Source organism: Clostridioides sp. ES-S-0049-02 (assembly GCF_020658465.1).
In the GTDB taxonomy this organism is placed as follows: Bacteria; Bacillota; Clostridia; order Peptostreptococcales; family Peptostreptococcaceae; genus Clostridioides.
Genome location: NZ_JACVWG010000002.1, coordinates 99169 through 119346, shown reverse-complemented (window position 1 = coordinate 119346; position 20178 = coordinate 99169). Strand labels below are relative to the sequence as shown.

The following is a 20178-nucleotide window of genomic DNA, read 5'->3' as shown; positions in this document are numbered from 1 at the left end:
TTTATAGGTTCATTCTTTGTGTTAAAGCAGGCTACTATAAAATTCTATCTATATCAACTAAAAATTTATCAAATAATTTATACGCATCATATGGGTTGGATACTTTATTTTTACTATAATCCGCAGAATAATCTTTCACTATCTTTATGCTTACAACATCTACTATTTTCATAAAATTCTCCTTTGATTATTAATAAAATAACTTTATAAATTTTTTATTGATAGTAATAAAAACTTAAATACAATTACCTCCTTTCTAAATTTGATGTAATAAAATATGGGTTGTCTCAAAATTGATTTTTTCCCAATCAAATTTTAAGTTCAACTACCTTTTTAGATTTTTATATGCTATTTTTTATTATTTCTTTTTTAATTAATACTTTAAATTTTAATATCGAAGAAATTTGAGCACAGTAAATAAAACATATATATTTTCAAAAAATTTAATTATATAGCTATTTCAAATAAGTATTTTCCAAATCTGCATTTTTGTATTCAATTATGTAATTTATCAATATTAAAGGCTAATGCCAATAGATAATATTCAGTTTTGACATTTTTATGACCTCTCATAAGAAATCTCTTAAATTTATAGTCTTGTTTTGTAACACCGAAGGCTACTTCTACTTGAATAGAGCGATTTATTCTAAGTAAAATTCCTAATTCATTTTTTATATTATCTTGACTACGCTCTCTAAGTTTAGTTAAAACTTTGGAACATTCAATCCTTTTATTATTCTTTCCTTTAAAGCATTTGCTACGCAAAAAGCAATCATTACAGCTTTCACATTCATACACCTGTACTTCTGATATATATCCACTTTTATTTGTTCTCTTTTTTAGATATATAGGTTTAAGAAGTCTATTATTAGCACAAGTATATACATCTAGTTCAGAATCATATTTCATATTCTCTTTTCTTCCTATATAGGATTTAAAGCTATGCTTTTTAATTTGTTTGTAATTTATAGGTTTAATATATGAATTAAGATCGTGATCTTCTAAATACTTATAGTTTTCTTCACTTTCATATCCAGCATCACATACAATATTTTTAAATTGCTTTTCATAGTTATTTTCTATATTTTTCAAAATAGGTATAAGTCTCTGAGCGTCAGCTCTTTCACTACTAATATCTAGGGCTATTATATACTCACTTTCTACGGCCAATTGAACGTTATATGCTGGTTTTAATTGTCTATTTTTCATATGATCTTCTTTTAAATGCATAAATGTAGCGTCAATATCAGTTTTAGAAAAATTGTTTCTACCATTAAAAACACTGTTGTAATAATCATATTTTCCCTGTTTTTCAACAAAGTCTTTTAAAGTATCAATGTTTTTTTGAAGCACTGTTTTTCTTTTTCCTTTTCCATATACAAACTCAATTTTCATTTTTTTAGATTTCTCAAGAAGCAAATCTATCATTCCTTGCATTATATTAACTGAAATAAAATCTTGAGTTAGTCTATATCCAAGAGTGTTACTTATAAATTCCTTTATCTTAGTTTATAAATTTAATTCATTCTTATATGTAGATTTCTTCCATACAAATGTGTATTTATTAGCATTCACTTCAATTTTTGTTCCATCTATGAATACATTTTTAAACGGAATTTCATCATAACTAATTAAAATTTCAACTAATTGTGTAAATAAATTTTCTATAACTGGAGCTAATCGTTCTGATCTAAAACGTGAAATTGTATTATGGTCAGGTACTTTCTATCCATCTAGTAAAAATTTAAAGTTAATATCTCGCCGACAGGCTTTCTCTATTTTTCTAGAAGAATAAATACATTGTGTGCAACTATAAACTAAAATTTTAAATAGAATCTTCGGATCAACTACTGGATTTCTCCCTTTAGGATAGTATTCCTCATATAACTTACTATAGTTCAACTCCTCTAAAATTAGACTAAGTAGTCTTACTGAATCATCTTTGGGAATAATTGTTTCAATATCTAATGGAAATACCACTTGTTTACAACACTCGTATCTGCTATAATCAAAATGTGGTTTTTGGTTTTTCACAGAACAATTATCACATAGATTAGGGGTTCTTAGGAACCCCTTTTCTTTTTTTGTAAAAACAAGGAGATAACTCAAATTTTTATTTTGAGACATCCCCAACTTTATTATCAATCTGTATTCATTTCTAAAATTTTAATTACTATATTATTTTTATCAAAGTTATAATATATACTTATTTTTATATTTGATTAAATTAATAAATAATTATATAGTTCATATTTCTACCAATATAATTTATATAGTATATGTATTATTTAATTTTTTAACTACTTCTAGTTTAATATTTATTATTGCATGTATATACACATCCATAATTACCTGTTAATATCTGTATTATTTTTAGGTATATCTTTTAATTAAATAATCTTCTTATATACATAATTCCGAGATGATAAAATTTAATTTCATCAATCATTCTTTTAATTAATATAACTTTTAAATTTATAAGTTAGTATTTATACTAATACCTACACTTGTGTGCTAATTGTTTGTAAATAAAAAAAGTATTATAAATACTATGAAATAAAACATAGAGTTTCTAATACTTTTAATTAATAAAGCTATGTGATTGGTGGAGACGAGGGGAGTCTATAAGTGGTTATTTGATTGTTTTGTTGATTTTTGTAAGTGTAGGTATATAGCTATTTATATAAAATTAAATTCTATTTTTTCATAACTTTTTTACGTATATATTTTTGTAATTGGGGTATGATTGGGGTATAAGTTCTTAAGTTCTATAAATTGAGTCATTAATAAATGTCTATTGTTTAGTCAATTTATAATATAATAAATCTTAAATAATGTAACTATTCTAAGTGACTGTTATTTTTATTCATACATATATTTATATACATTTATGAGGTTCAAGTAAGAATATTTTTATACTCTAATTTTCAAATATATTTTCTTAAAATGATAACAGTTCTATATTTAATTAAATTTATATTTTATTGTACTTATGTAAATGTAAACTAATCTATTCTCTAAATATATATTGTGATATAATTATATATAAATTAAAATAGGAGTATTATGTAAAGATCTTCGCTATACTCTTATAGAAAGGATACTTAATATATGGCTGTTAATTACCTAGATAACAACAATTTAGAAGATTTATATGATGAAATGCAGGCCGTATATCTTAATGATGATAGACCTTGGATAATCGGATATAGTTCTGGAAAAGATAGTTCTTGTGTAGTTGAACTTACATTTAGAATGCTTAAAAGACTACCCAAAGAAAAAAGACATAAAGAGATTTATGTAATCTCATCTGATACACTTATAGAAAATCCAATAATACTTGATTATCTAAAAAATAATATAGACAAGATAAATGAAAGTGCTACTGAACATGATTTACCTATAAGTGCACAGATTGTATACCCAGAACTCAATGATAGTTTTTGGGCTAATATAATTGGTAGAGGTTACCCTACTCCAAAGTCTATTAAATATCGTTGGTGTACTGAAAGGCTTAAGATAAAACCATCAAATAAATTTATAAAAGAAAAACTTGAACAAAAAGATGTTATTGTACTGCTTGGCGTTCGTAAAGAAGAAAGTTCTGCTAGAAAATCGAGAATCGAAAAAAGAGAGATAGAGGGTTACCTTCTTACCCCACATGAAACCTTAAGAGGTAAAAATAAGTTAGCTTATGTGTATACCCCTATAGTCAATTTTAGTACAGCAGATGTTTGGGATGTACTCTATCATCAAAATGATAATTTCATAGATTTTGGTGGTGAATTTGGACCATCTCCATCTACCTCATGGGGAACTGATGCTATGGAATTATTTCAGATGTATATGAAAGGTTCTGGTGACTCAGATGAATGTCCATTTATAGCAGATGAAGCTAGTGCTAAAAGTAGCTGTGGAAATAGCAGATTTGGATGTTGGATTTGTACTGTTGTAAAAGAAGACAAATCATTAAATGGATTTATTGAATCTGGTCATGATGAATTAAAGCCACTTTTGAAATTCAGAAGTTGGCTAATTTCTGAGAGAGATAAACCTAAAAATCGTAAAAAACATAAAAGAAATGGCTCTGTCATCAAAAAAGATGGTAGAATCATGTTTGGACCATTTACATTTGAAGCAAGACAAACTATTTTAAGAAAACTTTTAGAGACTCAACTTGAAATGCAAAAATTCTATCCTGATTTACAACTTATACAATTAGGAGAACTTAAAGCTATAGATGAGATTTGGGATAACGAAGAAGACTTAACTGGTAATATATTATCAAAAATATATAAGGAAGTTGTAGGTAAAAATCTACCATGGTCTGAATATAAAAAACCAGTATTTGATGACCTTACTTTAAATATTATATCTGAAAAATGTAGTAAGTATGATATAAATATTGATTTATTTAATAAATTAATGATAGATACAAATAAATACAAATATTTTAGTAATAATACTAAATTAAAAACTTCCATAGAAAGAATATTAAATCAACAGTGGCTTCATCAAGATATTATTGAAAAGATTGAAGAAGAAAGCAACAAGGAGTTAAAATATGAAAATAAATAAACTTGTATTAAAAAATTTCAGATCTTATGAGGAAGAAACCACCTTCAATCTAAATACTACTAGTGACAAAAACATTATATTGATAGGAGGTAAAAATGGTGCTGGTAAATCCACAATATTTGAGGCTATAAAGCTATGTATATATGGACCCATAGCTTATAAATATCAAGGTTTCAACTCTTCATATATATCTCGAGTTAAATCTAATATAAATAATAATTCTTTAAGAAATAGTAAGGTTGATACCTTAGTATCAGTAGATATAGAAATCAGTGAAGGTACTGAAAAAAACACCTATACTTTAATTAGACAATGGACTTTTAAAGATAAAAAATTAAATGAGACATTTTCAGTTTATAAAAATTTTTCAATTACACCATTAAATGCTGATGAACTTAACTATTTTGAGAATTATATTACATCTATTATTTCTCCTAAAATATTTGACTTTTTCTTTTTTGATGGAGAACATTTGTATGATTTCTTTATAGGTAAAAATTCAAATATACATCTAAAAGAATCTTTATTATCTCTTTGTAATTTTGATACATTTGATATTTTAAAAAAAATGTTAAGCTCAACTAACAGATCCAATAAGAATGTTTCAGATGAGATTAATGTTATAAAAGATGACTATTTAAATTTAGAAGTTGAAATCAACAATTTAAACTCTCAAGAAAAAAATCTATCTTATGAATTAGAAAAAATTTCAAGTGAAATTGAGAAGTTACAACAAGAACAATTAAAAATAAAGAAAGAATTCAGAAAAAAAGGTGGAATTTTAGCAGAAGAAAGAGAAATACTTAATTCTAGAATTGCTGAATTAGAAGGAAATAGGTTTATAATTAATCAAAATATAAAAGATTTTTGTAATGACATACTTCCCTTTTTAATTATAAAAAAACAAATATTAAACTTAGAAAAACAACTTAAAGTAGAGAATGATAGTATATTATATTCTCATCTTAAAGATAAATTAAATATTGAGTATATAAAAAATCTACTTTCAGATAAGATCATGTCTTCCTCATTAGATGAAATAGCTCTAACTGTTTCTGATGCTTTAATAGAAGATATAAAACCAGATAGTTATGAAGAGAACTTTGAATCTATCCATAACCTTTCTAATGATGAAAGTAGTAAATTATTATCTTTGATAAGTACCATTCTAAATTTTGATAATAATTCTATCATTAATTCCTTTGAAGAACATCGAAGTATTTCAAATGAATTAGCAGATATAAGACATAAGTTAAATACTAGCTTTAAAGATGAAACTTTGAATACATATATAAATGATATATCTAGTTTATCAAATAAAATTGATTCTTTATTAAAATCAAAGAATTTGCTAGTTACTTCTTTAGATAAATTAAGACTTGAAATAGCTGAAACTAGCACTAAAAGAGATAAATCTAAGGCTAAATATATATATTTACTTCAACATAATAATATTGTTGATATATCTTCTAACCTTATACTTATGTTAGATGAAATAATAACAACATTAACAGAAACTAAAATTAAACTAGTTCAAGATAATTTTATGTATATATTTAAAAGGGTTATTCAAAAAGACAATTTTATTAGCTCTATAGATATTGATGCCAACTTTAATATTTCTTTATATATAAATAAAATATATAACTCTTTAGAACTTGAAAATTTAGTAGAAAATATAGGATCTGAAGAAATGGAGAAGAAGTTGGGAAAATTATTTTTCGAGGATTTATTTAACTTATATAGTGTAAAAGATAAGGATGATCTATTCAATGCTATCAAAGATAATACTCAATCTACATTTTTAAATCTAAGAACTAAAGTTGACATAGACGAATTCTCTAGTGGTGAAAAACAAATATACATTCTTTGTTTATATTGGGCTTTACTTAAATCTTCAGAGATAGAAATACCATTTATTATAGATACACCTTATGCTAGGATAGATGATACTCATAGAAATAATATTACTAGTGAATATTTTTCTACAATAAGTGATCAAGTTATAATACTATCTACTAATACTGAAATAGATGAAAAATCATATAAGATAATAAAGCCTAAGTTAAGTAATGAATACTTGATTGAATATGATAACAAAAATAAAAAAACTATACAAAATAAAGGATACTTTTTCGAGGTGTAATTATGGGATTTAGACTTAAAACATCAATACAAACAAAAGAAATATTTGAAGAATTAGGATCTAGAATGAATTTGAAACCATTTGCTCTTTGCAAACTAGCTATCTCAATCTCACTAAGTGATAGTGAGCCAATTGATCACTATGAAAGCATTGATAATAATGGTCTTGAACTTAATAGACAAACTATAACCAATCAATATGATCTTCTATTTAAAACTTTACTTGAACAGCATGCAGGTAGACATTTAAGTGATGATGAATACTTTCCTAATCAAGTTAAGCTTCATATAGATAGAGGTGCTCTTATGCTTAAAAACAGATATAATTATTCAAGCAACTTAGAACACTTTATCTCCCAAATAGTAAAGGAAAATAATAATCTATAAATTGATTAATATTTATTAAAACATAAATAAATTAAAACATAGGATAGACAATAAATAAAATTGTCTATCCTATGTTTTAATTATAAATATTTTTTCTAAATTCACTTATTTTATTTATTAAGTTCCCAAAATGCTTTATCTCTAATATATATAGGTGCGTTCTCACTAGGCATTTTGACTAAGCTTTCATGTTTAGCTAGATTCTTTATCTTATTATATATGTTATCTTCTTCACTTTTATTCTTAGAATTAAATATATATCTTATGTCTTTGTTATTTATATCTGATACATTATGTACTATCCAAGTTGAAATATAATTCTGATACTCATTTTCTGAAGTTGAAAAATGACTTAGAAGTTGTGTTGATAGAATAGTTCCTACTCCAAACTCTCTACCTTCTTTCAATATATTTTTTATAGATGTAAAGTTTCTACTCAAAAAATTATCAGCTTCATCTACTAATATCATTTTATTTAATTGTCTATACTCTCCATTTCCAGTTATATCACTTGATCCAAGTGCTTTCATTTGGCTATAGAATAAATCAAGAGTTATAGCGACTACTAAATTTTGTATTCCTGAATCATAATATGATAAATTTATAACTGTAACTCCATTTATTAAATCAAATAAATTTTTAGTCTTGTCACTATCTGGCTCAAATATTTCAAAATCATTAAAACTTGAAAAAGCAGCATACAATTTATCTTCTTTTTTTATGTTTTGATCATCGAGGTATATAGATAATACATCTTGCATTGTAGGGCATGATTTTACCCATGTATTTTCGTCATCTTTTTTTATCCCCTTCTTTTCATAAGCTTTCATAATTAATTCTCTCAAAATAACTTCTTGCTTAGGACCTAAGCCAAATGCTTTTGATATTGTCTCTTTTAAAGAATTTGCTGTGTGAATAGGTAGTAGTGGCTTTCCTCTCTCAGGTATTATTAAAGTTAATGGATTATAAGGTAAATGATGTATTTCATATACCTTAGCATTTGTTGCATCTACAAAATCATCTTTTATATAGTCACCTTTATAATCAAAAATTAGTATTCCTATTGGCTTACCATTTATATTATGTTTTTGCTCTCTATGAATTTGTGTCACTAAGGATTTAGTAAACTGTGTTTTTCCAGTTCCCATTGTTCCTATTATACCAGTATTAGGATGAGGAACCTTAATTGAGTTTGTGGGATCCCAAACAATCTCTTTATCATTGTCTTTTCTATTTCCAAATACAATTTTCATTAATCTATCACTATAGTCTAGATTTTCTATATTATTTTGTGGCATGGAAACTTCTGAAATATAATCGTCATCTGTATATTGTTTAGATGTATTTATTACACTACTTACTCCATATCTGCTTATAAGCATTTTTTGTACATCAAAATCACTGTTTCCTTTAATATATTTATCTTTGATTTCTTCTAAATTTTTTACTATATTATTATATCCTGATTGTTCAGAAAGATCTAATATTGTTATGCCATATCTTTCTCCTATATTATCATTATGGTAAGTACCTTTCTTAAATGATATCACAGCTCCTCTTCCTATAAATTCATCTAGATCTTTACTGATTTCATAATCATCACTTAACAACTTAGTTCTTATATCACTATTTATTATATCTTCCCAATTTTGCTCTTCCCATATATTATATAAGCTCATTTTTTCTGCACTTGTTATAACAAGTTGAATAATAAAGTTTCTATATATAGACTTTGTAAATTTATTAGAATCACTTTCATCTTCTATCAAACATTTTTCTATTAGATTTCTAGTTTTATTAGCTTGGTCTATTGCTTTAATTATAACATTTTCATTATTCTCTCCTATTTTCACTTCAACAGGATAAAAATAAACTTTTACTTTACTCCACTTTTTCTCTATTCCTACAAACAATAAATCATCTGAATAAGAATCAATTCCTCCAGTTAAATTTCTAACAGTAAATATACTTTCAGATTGACTTAATCCTGTTCCTCCTGATACTCTAAGTATCTCTTCTAGTGATATAGGTATCCATGTTATACTTGGGTGATAAAAATAAGCTAAACCTACCTTTATAGCTGATAATATACTTAACTTTTCTCTAGGGAATTGTGATTTTCTAGATATAAGTCTTAATAACCAATCTCCATTAACTGCATTAAAGTAATTAATTAACATAGGAACTGTATCTTCTTCAAACTCAATCCCTTTATTCTTTAGAAATTCTTCTATTACAAACTTATATTGTTCAGATTTTCTAGTGACTGTTATAGCATCATATCCAGCAGATGTTGTATACTGGTCACTATAGTGTATTATCAATAAGTCATTCGAGTCTTTGTCATTTTTAAAAAAGTTTAAATCTACTTTTGGATCTATAAAAGTCACCCAATGGGATGTTTGATAAATTTTATTTAGAAGCAAATCATTATTTTCATTTATAGCTGTTGTTACACTTATACTACTATTGAATGGGTCTCCAGTTCCTACAGATTTTGTAATTGAATTAAACTTCATAGCAATATTCAATAATTCATTTGTATCTTTATTCATAAACTTAGATCCAAATCCAGTTCTATATGTATCTTTTATATATATTGATGGAACACCTGAAATTAATCCATTTAATGCTACTCCTGTTTTTATATCATCCATAACACTACTTGTTAAATTTATATCCTTATTCATTTGATAGAATGTTAAATGTGAATACTCATATATTTCTTTATTCTTATCTCTTCTATAAAATCTAACTTTATTTCTAAATAAATTTAATAAATTATCTTCAAAATAATTTTTTGATTTTAATCTTATATTTAAATATTCTTTTAAATTTTCTATTGAATCATAAAACGCTATTTCTTCAAATACATTTATACTATTTTTTTCATCATACATATAAATATCTATTGATATCAAATTATGTATATCTTCACCTGAGTTCAATTTTTCAGTATAGTAATCAAATATACCAATTAAAACTTCTTTACAATCTCCTAAGTTTATCAACTTAATTTTTATTGTTGACTTACTTATTACTCTAAATAGATATGTAAAATGATCTATAAACTCGCTTATTTTTTCTCTTGTTAGTTTAGCAACATAATCTCTAGAGCTTCTATATCTACTCTTATCATGAGATACATAATATGTCCACTCTGGCGAATGATTTTGATCTATTACTGTATATAGCTCTCCTTTAGCTTTATACATATATGGAACTAAATATCTAGAACTCATCAATTTCAAAATATTTTCTTCAACTTCTTCATCTCTTATAGCACCATTTAGAACAAGTTGATAAGCTATATTTATAGGATGTAATGGTGTTAGGAATATTTCTTGTTCTCCATCAGCTTTATATACAGTTCCAATTTTAGATATTTGTTCCTGTTGTGAAGATAGAACTTCTTCATTCTTTAGTTCCTCAAAAACATTTAATATACTATTTATGTAATCTTTTGATATATCTATTAAATTTTTGTCATAATAGGTTAAGCTTGGAAGCAAATTATTTACTCTATAATAATCTATAATACTATAGTATGCTTTTTTTATTCGATAATCTATTTCTAGTTCTATTTTATTAAAATCAGTTCCTAAAACAGTGCCATGAATTGCGTTTTCTTCAATAATCTTATTTTCTATGCTTAAACTTTTTTTAAAATTTTCTTCAACAGTGTATTCACTTGTGCCCTGAACAATTTTATTATTGTGCAGACATTTAAAACTCTCCCTTCTTTCTCTTTTTAGTTTACATATTTTTATTCCACTAATTGTTACTGAACGTTCTTTTTCTTTCTGCTTAGCTATCGTTATTATAGATTGATTATAAAGTATATTAATCCTTACAAATTTTTCTTCTTCTTCCTCTTGTTTTAAATCGAATTCAAGTATTATTCTCTCATCTTCATTAAGATCAATTTCCTTGTCTGACTTATTTATTTCTGATCTTATTTCATTAATACCTTCCGGATTTATTATAATTGTATCATTACTAGTATTTGTAATTAATATACCTCTCTTTTTATTGAATCCAACTGAATAATTACTCTTCATGTCATATAATATTTTTTCCTCACAATGTACAACACAAATTCTAAATTCGTATTTAACACTATTATTACTATATATAACTTTAGCAAATGTCATTTTAGGTTCTTCTAAAGATATCCTAAATATGACCTTTCTTTTAGTTTCAGTCATATTTACTTCTATGTTTTTATCTACTGTGAAGTGATTTTTGTCTAAATCTTTGTCAAATTCTATACATAATCCTACACTATCAAATTTGTCTTTATTAAATATTACTATATCTCTTCGTTTTGAAGGGCTTTTCATATCTGGCTTAATCCAAATATTTAAATCAGATTCTATATTTATTAATTTTATTTTGCTTCTTTTTGTTTTAATCTTAAATGACTTCACATAATTATATGTTAAATACTTCCAATCACTATCTGCTAAAATTTGTGCTCCCTTGGAAGAAAAAATTTTTTTCAACTCTAGTGCTGGATCTTCATATTGATGTATCCAATTTATAGAAGAGAACATTTCCATATTTTCAGCTATTCTCTTTTTTATAGCTGCTTTGTCTTTATCATCAACCATATTTTCATCATAAAATAATCCAAACTTACTATATTCAATTTTTTCAATCTTACCATTATCTAATATTCTCAAAATATCTTCATATTGAAATATAGATGAATTATCTTCTAATATATTGTTGCTCATTTCATCGAGTGTAGATTCAACTATGTATCTTACATCTAGTCTTAAATCTTTATTTTCTAACCTTGTATTTATATCTCTTATTAAACATTTTGTATGAAGTGGCATTCCTTCTTTCTGTAAACTTTCTGTTCCTTTTATTAAACTATCTAATGTTGTGTTATGAATAAATAATATTGATAAATATTTAAATTCTATAACAGATTCATTGCCTATTAGATTTCTAAGTCTAACTAAAAAATCATTACTAACATTATTACAAGTTGATGCTAATATTATTTTAATTCCATCTATATTAACACTAAATGTTTTATATTCTAATTCATCTGTTATGTTATATATAAATACTTCTGCATTTCCTTCTTGTGCTAAAGCATCATACATACATCTAACTTGTTCATCACTTTCAAATTGTATATTAAACTTATCTCCACTTTTTACTTTTCTAGATCTAAAGTACTTAATTACATTATTAGCTAAATATTTATAAAATTGATTTGACATATTGTGCATCCCCACTATCACTTTTCTTTTCTATAACATTTAATTTTTCAAATAGTTCTACTATTTGCAATTGAGATTCTCTATCAAAATAGATTCCTCTTTTTTTATATTCTTTAAATAAATCTCTCACTCTCATTTTAGATTTCTTTTTTATACATAGTTTAGTTATAAATAACAACTGTTCTTGGTTTATATTTAGCATATTTCCTAAAGAACCTACTTTTCTTAAGAAATTTAACTTACAATATTCTTCAAACCACGACTTATAATTCTTATACTTACCCTTTCTACCAGAATTATTAAATTGATAGTCTATGCTTCTATATAGATCATATATCTCTTTTTTTATATTATCACCTTTATATTTTTCAACTTGAGTTTCATATTGATCCCATTGGACATCATTAATTGAACTAACATATATATTCTTTATTTTTTTTATACTTTCATATAAAGCATCTTTTTCGATATCTGATAAACTATTTATAATTTTATTTAAATCCTCATAATCATACTTAATAGTGCTATCATTAGTATTTAATATTTCCAATGTATGTACATGACTAAATAATGGTTTTATATGACTCTCTAACATTTTCCATCCTAATCTATAACTTTTTCTGGATTTAGACACTTTCTCCCAATCTAAAATAAAATATAGCTCTTCAGTCTTATTTTTGTCACAAATAAAGAAATCAGATAATTTCATTGATAATTGAGATACATAGAAAAAATAATAGTATTTAAGAAGCTTCTCAAATTCAGTTGTTATTAATTCAGGTCTACTAAGTATAAATTCTAAATCTTCTTTAAATAGATTAGATACATTTTTACATACACACCTATAAATAGATTTAGATGATTCCACAGTTTCAAGTTCAGGAAGACTTTTTAACATAAGAAGTTCCATAACGTTATAAGAATCATATTTAAAACTATCATTAACTTTCTTCTTTATCTCTATATTATCCATATCATTCAATAGAACATCATATAAGAATTTAGATAATTTCATATAATATACATTAGGTGTATGTATATAATTTAAAAGTTTTGGATGAAATATATATATATTTTCATTTTCATCAAAAAACAATTCTTTTATTATTCTTTTTAATGTAACTTTATAATTAGAATCTATATCTATACTATCTAGAAATATATCTATATTCTCTGGTTTTATTTGTCCAGAACTTATCTTTTTATTATACATTAGTCTGCAAAATTCTCCTATACAAGGGCTAAATTTTTCTATTTGTTCCCTATCTGCACTCACATATCCAGTTACATATGGAAGTATAATAATGTTACTTGGCTGTTTATGTTTTATGTTTTTTTTATCTATTACATATTTTTTTTTAAATTCTTCTTCATTTATAATAAATTGCATAGCTATACCTCATTTGTATTCATAAATTTAAATTCATCAAAGTCTTTATCATAAGTTAATTGATATGTACATTTACAAGATTCCAATTTATCTTCTATATATAACTCTCTGCTTTTACTTCCCAATTTCTGAATTTTATCCATAAATATTACAAAGTTTATGTAATTATACTTATCATTATTATTAGGCCTATATCCATCTTTCACTCTCATAAGTAATTCATATAAATTAAAATCTATATCCACATAGCATTCATCTTGATATTCTTTTTCATTATCTTTGTACTTTATTTTTAAGTTTGATCTGAATTTGTATAATTCGTCCCTATCGTTTATCATTAGACCTTTTATATCTGGAGCTATATTTAGTCTTTGACTTATTTTATATCTTACTTGATTCTGTCCAACTGATATGTTTATCATTCCATTTTTTGCTTCTCCATCCCAATTATAAATTGCCTTTTTAATATCTTTATATAAATCTTTTAAATTAGTTTTATTTCCCTTATTCCAATCATATAAATTTTTCATATAATTCATATAAATAGTATCTCTTAATTGTAAATTTTCTTTAGGTATAAATAAATTAAGCCTTATAAACATATTTATTATGCTATCTTCTAATGTACTCTTATTAACATATCTTTTTTCATAATCTAAGGTTGATTCTATTATATCTCTAGTTTTCATAAAAGTTTCTAGATAAGTATCTCCACATAAATCTAAATATTCTCTAAATACTTCTGTCATATCTTCTGTTGTACTAAGTTTTATAATTATGTTATCTAGATTTTCTGAACTTATATTTACAGGGTCAATTTTACTTATAGCGTTTAGAATTTGTGATAATTCACTATGATTGAATAAATTTGATACAAATATATATTTTATAAAATCTTTATGATTAATTCTTTCTATAAATTTCATTAATTCATGTTTATTTTTGTTATCTAAATCCACATTAACTAAAAAATCATACAAAAAATTCATAAGTGACCTAGTTGAAATTATAATTTTATTCTTTATTGTAGACTCTATCAATATATCTATTAGTGCCTCCTTTACTGAATTTTTCATTAACATTTCATAGTTAATCTTAATAGGACATTTATAGTTAACAACACAGCTAATACAATTTTTTTTATAACTATTCATAAATCTATTTTTATTATCTTCTTTTATTATTTTATTAATTATACCATCTATGTACTTAGACTTTGGTTTATCTGAATTTAGTGTATATATATTATAATCACTAAAGTTCACAAACTGAAAATTTGAATTTTCATCATAGAAATTATCTGATACGTCTACATTAAGTATCCCTTTATCTCTAACGTATTTACTCAATTTTGTAAATTTATCTGCATATTTTGATTCAATAAAGTTGCTAAGTACCCCTAAATTTATTGCTAATATTAACTTTTTATTTGAATAAGATATATTAGAATCTGTAAAATCCTTAAGTATATCGTTCAATGTATCTGTTGATGTTTTTTCTGGTTCAAAACTTTCAGTTGCATCATTATGTATTTTAAACTTTGAAATAATTTCTGGATACTCATTTTTTAAATATGATATTGTATGAGATTTTCCATCCCCAACACCTCCACATACTAATATTAACTCTGATTTATTAGATTTAGCCGCAGATACTATAATATTAAATAATTCATCTTCTATAAATCTTTTAACATGTATATATTTCTTAAAGCTACTAATGTTAGAAACATTATCTACTGCTTCTTTTGATGATTCTTTTAGTTTTTTTAACTCATCTATTAAACAATTATTTATCATAATACTAGAAACTCCTTCTAAAAACACTATTTCGTACTATATTTACATTATAAAGTCTATTTGCTTCTTTGAGATCCCTTTGTGTAAAAAAATCATTTATTTTATCTAATTATATCTTTTAACTCTTTAATAAAATATGTATATTAATATGTTGTAAGAGTAACTAGATAAAACACTATAAAAAGCTAGACTGAAATTTAAAGTCTAGCTTTTTATAGTGTTTTATCTAGTTTAATTTATCTTTAATCTATCATACACTTTATCAATAAAATACTGTATAATGAATATATCATGTACTCTGACTCATAATTCTATACATTTTAGAACCATAAAGTAATTAAATAGATTACAAACTATATAATCAGAAAATCTATCTACAAAGTTTAACACAATAATTTACATATTAGTAAAAAAGTTCTAATATCGATTCAACTTAATTATTCCAACAATTCAATCATAAATCTTACCCCTGTTTTAAATCCAAACTTATAACCAAGTTCTCTTTCAATCTCTATAATTGAATTAAATAAATCATTTAACTTAAAAAGTAAATCTTTCTCATATTCTTCTAATGAATTTTGCTCTAATGATTTATTAATATTTTTAATCTCTTCCCAAACATCATTATAGTATTTATTCTTTTCTAGTACTTCCCTATATATATGTTTATTTATCCAATAATCAAAATATATATCTATCATTTCATCACACATATTCATACCTCCTTGACTTATCTTAGGCATTTAATATATACTTAACTTGCATAGGTTAGTGTACATTAAGTACCTAATTTATAAAGGTAGTTGTTATTATTTTATATAGCAACTACCTTTTTTACTTAATATATCTATATTTATATCTGGATTTTGAATCCTCATATGGTTATTAAAAAATCTTTGTCCTAGCCTTACTAAAACTTTTCTAACAACTATATAACATATCGTAAATTATGCTCATACCTTTACAACTCTTTTATCTTCTTACACTCCTTAAAAGAAAACACCCCCCCTATATACCAATAAGGTCTAAAACCTGATTCCCCATCTCTATTTTTAGCAACTATAATCTCACTTAAATTAGCTCCAAAACCTTTTTCTCTACATCTTAATTCTTTTATATCCTCTATTCCCATTGTCTTACAATAATCAAGAGCCTCTTTCTCTGTAGGTCTATGAATATATATAACTGAATTAGAATCCATATATATTTGTTTTGAACTTCTCATTACTCTATCACCTTTTGGTCTTTCATCCTTCAATTCATCATTTAATTGAGCCAACTGTATAATTGGAATATTAAAGTCTAAAGTAATCTTTTTTATTTGCCTTGATAAATCAGCAAATTTAGCTTCTCCAACTTCTTTACCTTCATAATCCAAAATCTGAAGATAATCAATTATAACAACATCTGGTTTAATACTTTTTATCTCCCTCTTAATTCCTGATATTGTATTCACTGAATCATTAATATATAGATTATTCTCCTGATTTAAAGTACTTAAAGCATTTATGTATTTAATTATTTCTTCTTCATTTAGATTTCTATTCTTCATTTTTACAACTGATATTCCAGTTAAAGAAGCTATGTTTCTAAACAAAATTTGTATATCACTCATTTCACCACTTATAAAAAGTACTTTTTTACCTTGAAATACTACATTTCTCATTATCTGTAAGGCTAGTGCTGTTTTTCCTCTTCCACTTTTGGCCGCTATTGTAATTAATTCACCACTATATAGACCTCCAATAGTTTCATCTAAAAATTTTATTCCTATATTGATACCTTCTTCAATTTCATCATTTATATATTCAAAGGCTCTTTCTGATATAGCTGTTATACTAGAATCCTTCTTAACCAATTTCTGATTGACTTCATTAATGTATTTTTCTAATTGATATATAAGTGTATTATCATCTATTTCACCTAATTTGAATTTATTAAATTTATCAATTATATTTCTATTTTTATATTTTTCAATAACTATCTCAATATAATGAGATACATTACCTATAGTTGGAACTATTGTTGATAGTTTTGTCAAATAACTTATACCTCCAACATAATCTATAAGCCTCTTTTTCTTCAAATCTTCTGTAAGAGTTATTATATCTATAGGCTCATCCCTTTTATGAATATCTTTCACTGAATTGAATATATGTTTGTGCTCTTGATGATAAAACATATCTTCACTTATTAATATCTCAATCTCTTCTATTTTCCTAGAATCTAGTAAAATACTACCTAATATAGATTGTTCTGCTTCTGTGTTCTTAACTAAATTACTCATAGTATCCATAATATAAACTCCCTACCACTTTAATTGTGAATCATCTGGACTATATGCTTCTGCATCTACTTTGACATTAATTGATTTATCTTGATAATTGCCTTCTAATATCTTAATAAAATTATTTGGGCTCATTATCCAATCAAAATTTGCCTTCCAACCTTTTTCGTTGCTTCCATTTAAAAAACTAGTTTTACTAACTATATGAATAATTTCTAATACAGTCTCTTTATCATATTCTTTTATCCTAGCATTAATTACTTTTTTTCTAGCCTCTGTAAGTTTCTTTACCTTTGATAGTTCTGTACAAGTAATATTGAATTTTTCTATAATTTCACTGTATATTTTACTTTTTTCATTATTTACATTCTTGTTAGTTGTTAGTTGCTTGTTAATTGCATGTTGATTAGTCTGTTGATTTTCTTCATTAGATTGATATAACTCCCAGTTTTCAATAGTTATAAGCCTATTTTTGTTTGTTGATTCATTTGTTAGAAATCCATATCTTTCAAATTTCTTTAAAGCAGTTCTTACATTCTGAATACTTACATCTTTTGAACACATATTTGCTATACTTTCCAAAGATGTTATTAACTGTCCGGATTTAACTTCATATTCTTTACCTCCATAAACCCATTTATTAGGCTTATGATTAACTGACAGTAATAGGTTTATGAGTATATCTCTTTGTTTGGAATTACAATCTTTATATAGTGGGCTTTCTTTTATCTTTCTATGAAGCTTTATCCAACCTAGATTACTCAAGTACTATCACCCACTTAAACCTATAATTTTATGCCATTTGCATTTTCAATAAACCAATCATCTAGTTTATTTTTTATTATATACACTCTATTATCTATCCATATACAAGGAAATCCTTTATTTTTAGAATGACATAACTGTCTAAATTTTGATTCCCCTATGGGATAAATTTTAGAAGCTTCTTTACAAGTGATAAGTTGAGCTTTATCTCTTCTATATGTCTGTATCTCCTTGTACCCTTTTGCCTTTTCTTGTGCTTCTTGTTCTTGCTTTACAAGTATATTCAATGTAGCTTGTAGTGTTTTAAGAACTTCCAGATTATTTGTATCTGCCATACATCATTCCCCCTTATCAAAAAATAATTCTTCTACGCTTGTATCTAGTTCTTGAGCCAATTTTAACATCAACATATTACTTGGATTTTTTGATTTGCCTCTTTCCAAAGAAGATAAATAATATCTTGAAATACCAACTTTCTCAGCTAATTCATATTGCTTTATACCTTTTTCAATTCTTTTTAATTTGAGCTTCATTGATTTCCTCCTTCCTCTCATACCCATATTGTGCCTTTTTATCTTTCTATAAAACAGAATAACACCCATTTCGTGCTTTGTCAATATATTTAAGTGTATTAATACACCCATTTCGTGCTATAATGTATTTGAGGTGAAATTATGATAAATAGTACAATCGGAGAAAAGATTAAACAATATAGAAAATCATTAAATATGTCAAGAGATGAGCTAGCTAACAAAATTGGTTGTTCAGTTCATGCTATAGCTAAATATGAACAAAACCAAAGAAAACCTAATTTAGATATGATAAAAAAAATATCTACTGCTTTATCAATTCCTATAAATAGACTTATTATTGAAGAAAATGATTTAGATACTTCAACAAATAATTATACTAATTTAAAAGAATTTGATTCAGTGGTAAAAACATTTGATAATTACTCAGCAAAACTCATCGGAAATAATATAAGCAAATTTAGAAACATAAATAATATCTCTGTCAAAGAGCTCTCAGAAAAAATAAATTGCTCTGAAAATGAAGTTATAAATTATGAAAATGGAACAAAAATGCCTAGAATTGAAATATTAAAAAAAATAGCACTTGCTACTTATGCCAATATTGAAGATTTATTTGGATTCCCATTAGAAGAGATAAAAATAGATAACCAAACAATCCTTTATAGAAACCCTCAGACTGGATATATTGTAAATGACTTTCTTATTGATTTTATAAATAAAGATATTGACATAGATAATACTCCAGTTTCTCATTATATAGACAAGTCTGAGTTTGATTTAGTGATTTATATATTAGAAAATTATGGTTATGATATAAAGACAGACTATAAAACAAAGTTTGAAATTATAGACAATGCAGACACAATAAAACCAATTAACTTAAACTTTTCTGACTTCAAAGACTTCTCTAAAAATCTAAATTGGGTGATAAATAGTCTTGTTGAAAATTTTATACAAGAAAATTCTAATGGTATTATTGAAGATGAGGATGAAGAATATTAGTATTGCACATTTTTAAAATATTGGTTTACTTATTAACTTTTATACATTCATA

The 20178-nt window shown here is 24.9% G+C and carries 13 protein-coding genes and 1 pseudogene; 4 read left to right on the top strand and 10 right to left on the bottom strand.

The window, feature by feature from the left end; translation table 11 throughout:
• Nucleotides 1-34: 34 nt before the first annotated feature.
• Together IC213_RS06815 and IC213_RS06810 are read right to left on the bottom strand one after the other, a co-directional pair.
• Nucleotides 35-172: a hypothetical protein gene (locus IC213_RS06815; RefSeq protein ID WP_227862886.1), complete on the bottom strand. Its 138-nt coding sequence runs from the start codon at nucleotides 170-172 to the stop codon at nucleotides 35-37.
• Between the two features lie 323 nt (nucleotides 173-495).
• A pseudogene (locus IC213_RS06810) lies at nucleotides 496-2034 on the bottom strand (IS1182 family transposase).
• 1077 nt (nucleotides 2035-3111) lie between these two features.
• Here IC213_RS06810 and dndC point away from each other — a divergent pair.
• The 3 genes from dndC to IC213_RS06795 are packed head-to-tail and all read left to right on the top strand — an operon-like array spanning nucleotide 3112 to nucleotide 7110.
• The gene (gene dndC, locus IC213_RS06805; protein WP_227835596.1) at nucleotides 3112-4578 is read left to right on the top strand and encodes a DNA phosphorothioation system sulfurtransferase DndC; all 1467 of its coding nucleotides are present in this window, start codon (nucleotides 3112-3114) and stop codon (nucleotides 4576-4578) included.
• Nucleotides 4565-6724 carry an AAA family ATPase gene (locus IC213_RS06800; protein WP_227433807.1) on the top strand — a complete coding sequence of 720 codons (2160 nt, stop codon included), beginning with the start codon at nucleotides 4565-4567 and terminating at the stop codon, nucleotides 6722-6724. Before dndC ends, IC213_RS06800 begins: the two co-directional genes overlap by 14 nt.
• Before the next feature lie 2 nt (nucleotides 6725-6726).
• Nucleotides 6727-7110: a DndE family protein gene (locus IC213_RS06795; RefSeq protein ID WP_227433806.1), complete on the top strand. Its 384-nt coding sequence runs from the start codon at nucleotides 6727-6729 to the stop codon at nucleotides 7108-7110.
• Nucleotides 7111-7220: 110 nt separating this feature from the next.
• Here IC213_RS06795 and dptH read toward each other — a convergent pair whose 3' ends face one another.
• The 8 genes from dptH to IC213_RS06755 all read right to left on the bottom strand — a co-directional run bounded on the left by dptH (nucleotide 7221) and on the right by IC213_RS06755 (nucleotide 19124).
• Nucleotides 7221-12350: a DNA phosphorothioation-dependent restriction protein DptH gene (gene dptH, locus IC213_RS06790; protein ID WP_227862885.1), complete on the bottom strand. Its 5130-nt coding sequence runs from the start codon at nucleotides 12348-12350 to the stop codon at nucleotides 7221-7223.
• Nucleotides 12331-13740, bottom strand: coding sequence for a DNA phosphorothioation-dependent restriction protein DptG (dptG, locus tag IC213_RS06785; protein ID WP_227862884.1), 1410 nt, complete (start codon nucleotides 13738-13740; stop codon nucleotides 12331-12333). The genes dptH and dptG overlap by 20 nt, the downstream gene beginning before the upstream one ends.
• 2 nt (nucleotides 13741-13742) lie before the next feature.
• Entirely contained in the window at nucleotides 13743-15539 is a 1797-nt protein-coding gene (gene dptF, locus IC213_RS06780; RefSeq protein WP_227862883.1) for a DNA phosphorothioation-dependent restriction protein DptF, read from the bottom strand.
• A 437-nt stretch (nucleotides 15540-15976) separates the two neighbouring features.
• Nucleotides 15977-16252: a DUF6809 family protein gene (locus IC213_RS06775; protein WP_227862882.1), complete on the bottom strand. Its 276-nt coding sequence runs from the start codon at nucleotides 16250-16252 to the stop codon at nucleotides 15977-15979.
• 248 nt (nucleotides 16253-16500) lie between these two features.
• Nucleotides 16501-17835 carry a DnaB-like helicase C-terminal domain-containing protein gene (locus IC213_RS06770; RefSeq protein ID WP_227862881.1) on the bottom strand — a complete coding sequence of 445 codons (1335 nt, stop codon included), beginning with the start codon at nucleotides 17833-17835 and terminating at the stop codon, nucleotides 16501-16503.
• Nucleotides 17836-17847: 12 nt separating this feature from the next.
• Complete coding sequence (locus tag IC213_RS06765; RefSeq protein WP_102814823.1) at nucleotides 17848-18591, bottom strand: hypothetical protein; 744 nt, start codon at nucleotides 18589-18591, stop codon at nucleotides 17848-17850.
• Between the two features lie 20 nt (nucleotides 18592-18611).
• Nucleotides 18612-18926 (bottom strand): transposase, encoded by a 315-nt coding sequence (locus IC213_RS06760; protein ID WP_021424925.1) that lies wholly within the window; start codon nucleotides 18924-18926, stop codon nucleotides 18612-18614.
• A 3-nt stretch (nucleotides 18927-18929) separates the two neighbouring features.
• Nucleotides 18930-19124 carry a helix-turn-helix transcriptional regulator gene (locus IC213_RS06755; protein ID WP_070112955.1) on the bottom strand — a complete coding sequence of 65 codons (195 nt, stop codon included), beginning with the start codon at nucleotides 19122-19124 and terminating at the stop codon, nucleotides 18930-18932.
• 141 nt (nucleotides 19125-19265) lie between these two features.
• Here IC213_RS06755 and IC213_RS06750 point away from each other — a divergent pair, with 141 nt between their 5' ends.
• A complete protein-coding gene (locus tag IC213_RS06750) occupies nucleotides 19266-20126 on the top strand; it encodes a helix-turn-helix domain-containing protein (RefSeq protein ID WP_227860615.1) in 861 nt (286 codons plus the stop codon).
• The last annotated feature ends 52 nt before the right edge of the window (nucleotides 20127-20178 follow it).

What these genes read in the sequence shown, in the direction of transcription:
- IC213_RS06815 (WP_227862886.1), bottom strand. Translation starts at nt 172, where the DNA reads ATGAAAATAGTAGATGTTGTAAGCATAAAGATAGTGAAAGATTATTCT.
- dndC (WP_227835596.1), top strand. Translation starts at nt 3,112, where the DNA reads ATGGCTGTTAATTACCTAGATAACAACAATTTAGAAGATTTATATGAT.
- IC213_RS06800 (WP_227433807.1), top strand. Translation starts at nt 4,565, where the DNA reads ATGAAAATAAATAAACTTGTATTAAAAAATTTCAGATCTTATGAGGAA.
- IC213_RS06795 (WP_227433806.1), top strand. Translation starts at nt 6,727, where the DNA reads ATGGGATTTAGACTTAAAACATCAATACAAACAAAAGAAATATTTGAA.
- dptH (WP_227862885.1), bottom strand. Translation starts at nt 12,350, where the DNA reads ATGTCAAATCAATTTTATAAATATTTAGCTAATAATGTAATTAAGTAC.
- dptG (WP_227862884.1), bottom strand. Translation starts at nt 13,740, where the DNA reads ATGCAATTTATTATAAATGAAGAAGAATTTAAAAAAAAATATGTAATA.
- dptF (WP_227862883.1), bottom strand. Translation starts at nt 15,539, where the DNA reads ATGATAAATAATTGTTTAATAGATGAGTTAAAAAAACTAAAAGAATCA.
- IC213_RS06775 (WP_227862882.1), bottom strand. Translation starts at nt 16,252, where the DNA reads ATGTGTGATGAAATGATAGATATATATTTTGATTATTGGATAAATAAA.
- IC213_RS06770 (WP_227862881.1), bottom strand. Translation starts at nt 17,835, where the DNA reads ATGGATACTATGAGTAATTTAGTTAAGAACACAGAAGCAGAACAATCT.
- IC213_RS06760 (WP_021424925.1), bottom strand. Translation starts at nt 18,926, where the DNA reads ATGGCAGATACAAATAATCTGGAAGTTCTTAAAACACTACAAGCTACA.
- IC213_RS06755 (WP_070112955.1), bottom strand. Translation starts at nt 19,124, where the DNA reads ATGAAGCTCAAATTAAAAAGAATTGAAAAAGGTATAAAGCAATATGAA.
- IC213_RS06750 (WP_227860615.1), top strand. Translation starts at nt 19,266, where the DNA reads ATGATAAATAGTACAATCGGAGAAAAGATTAAACAATATAGAAAATCA.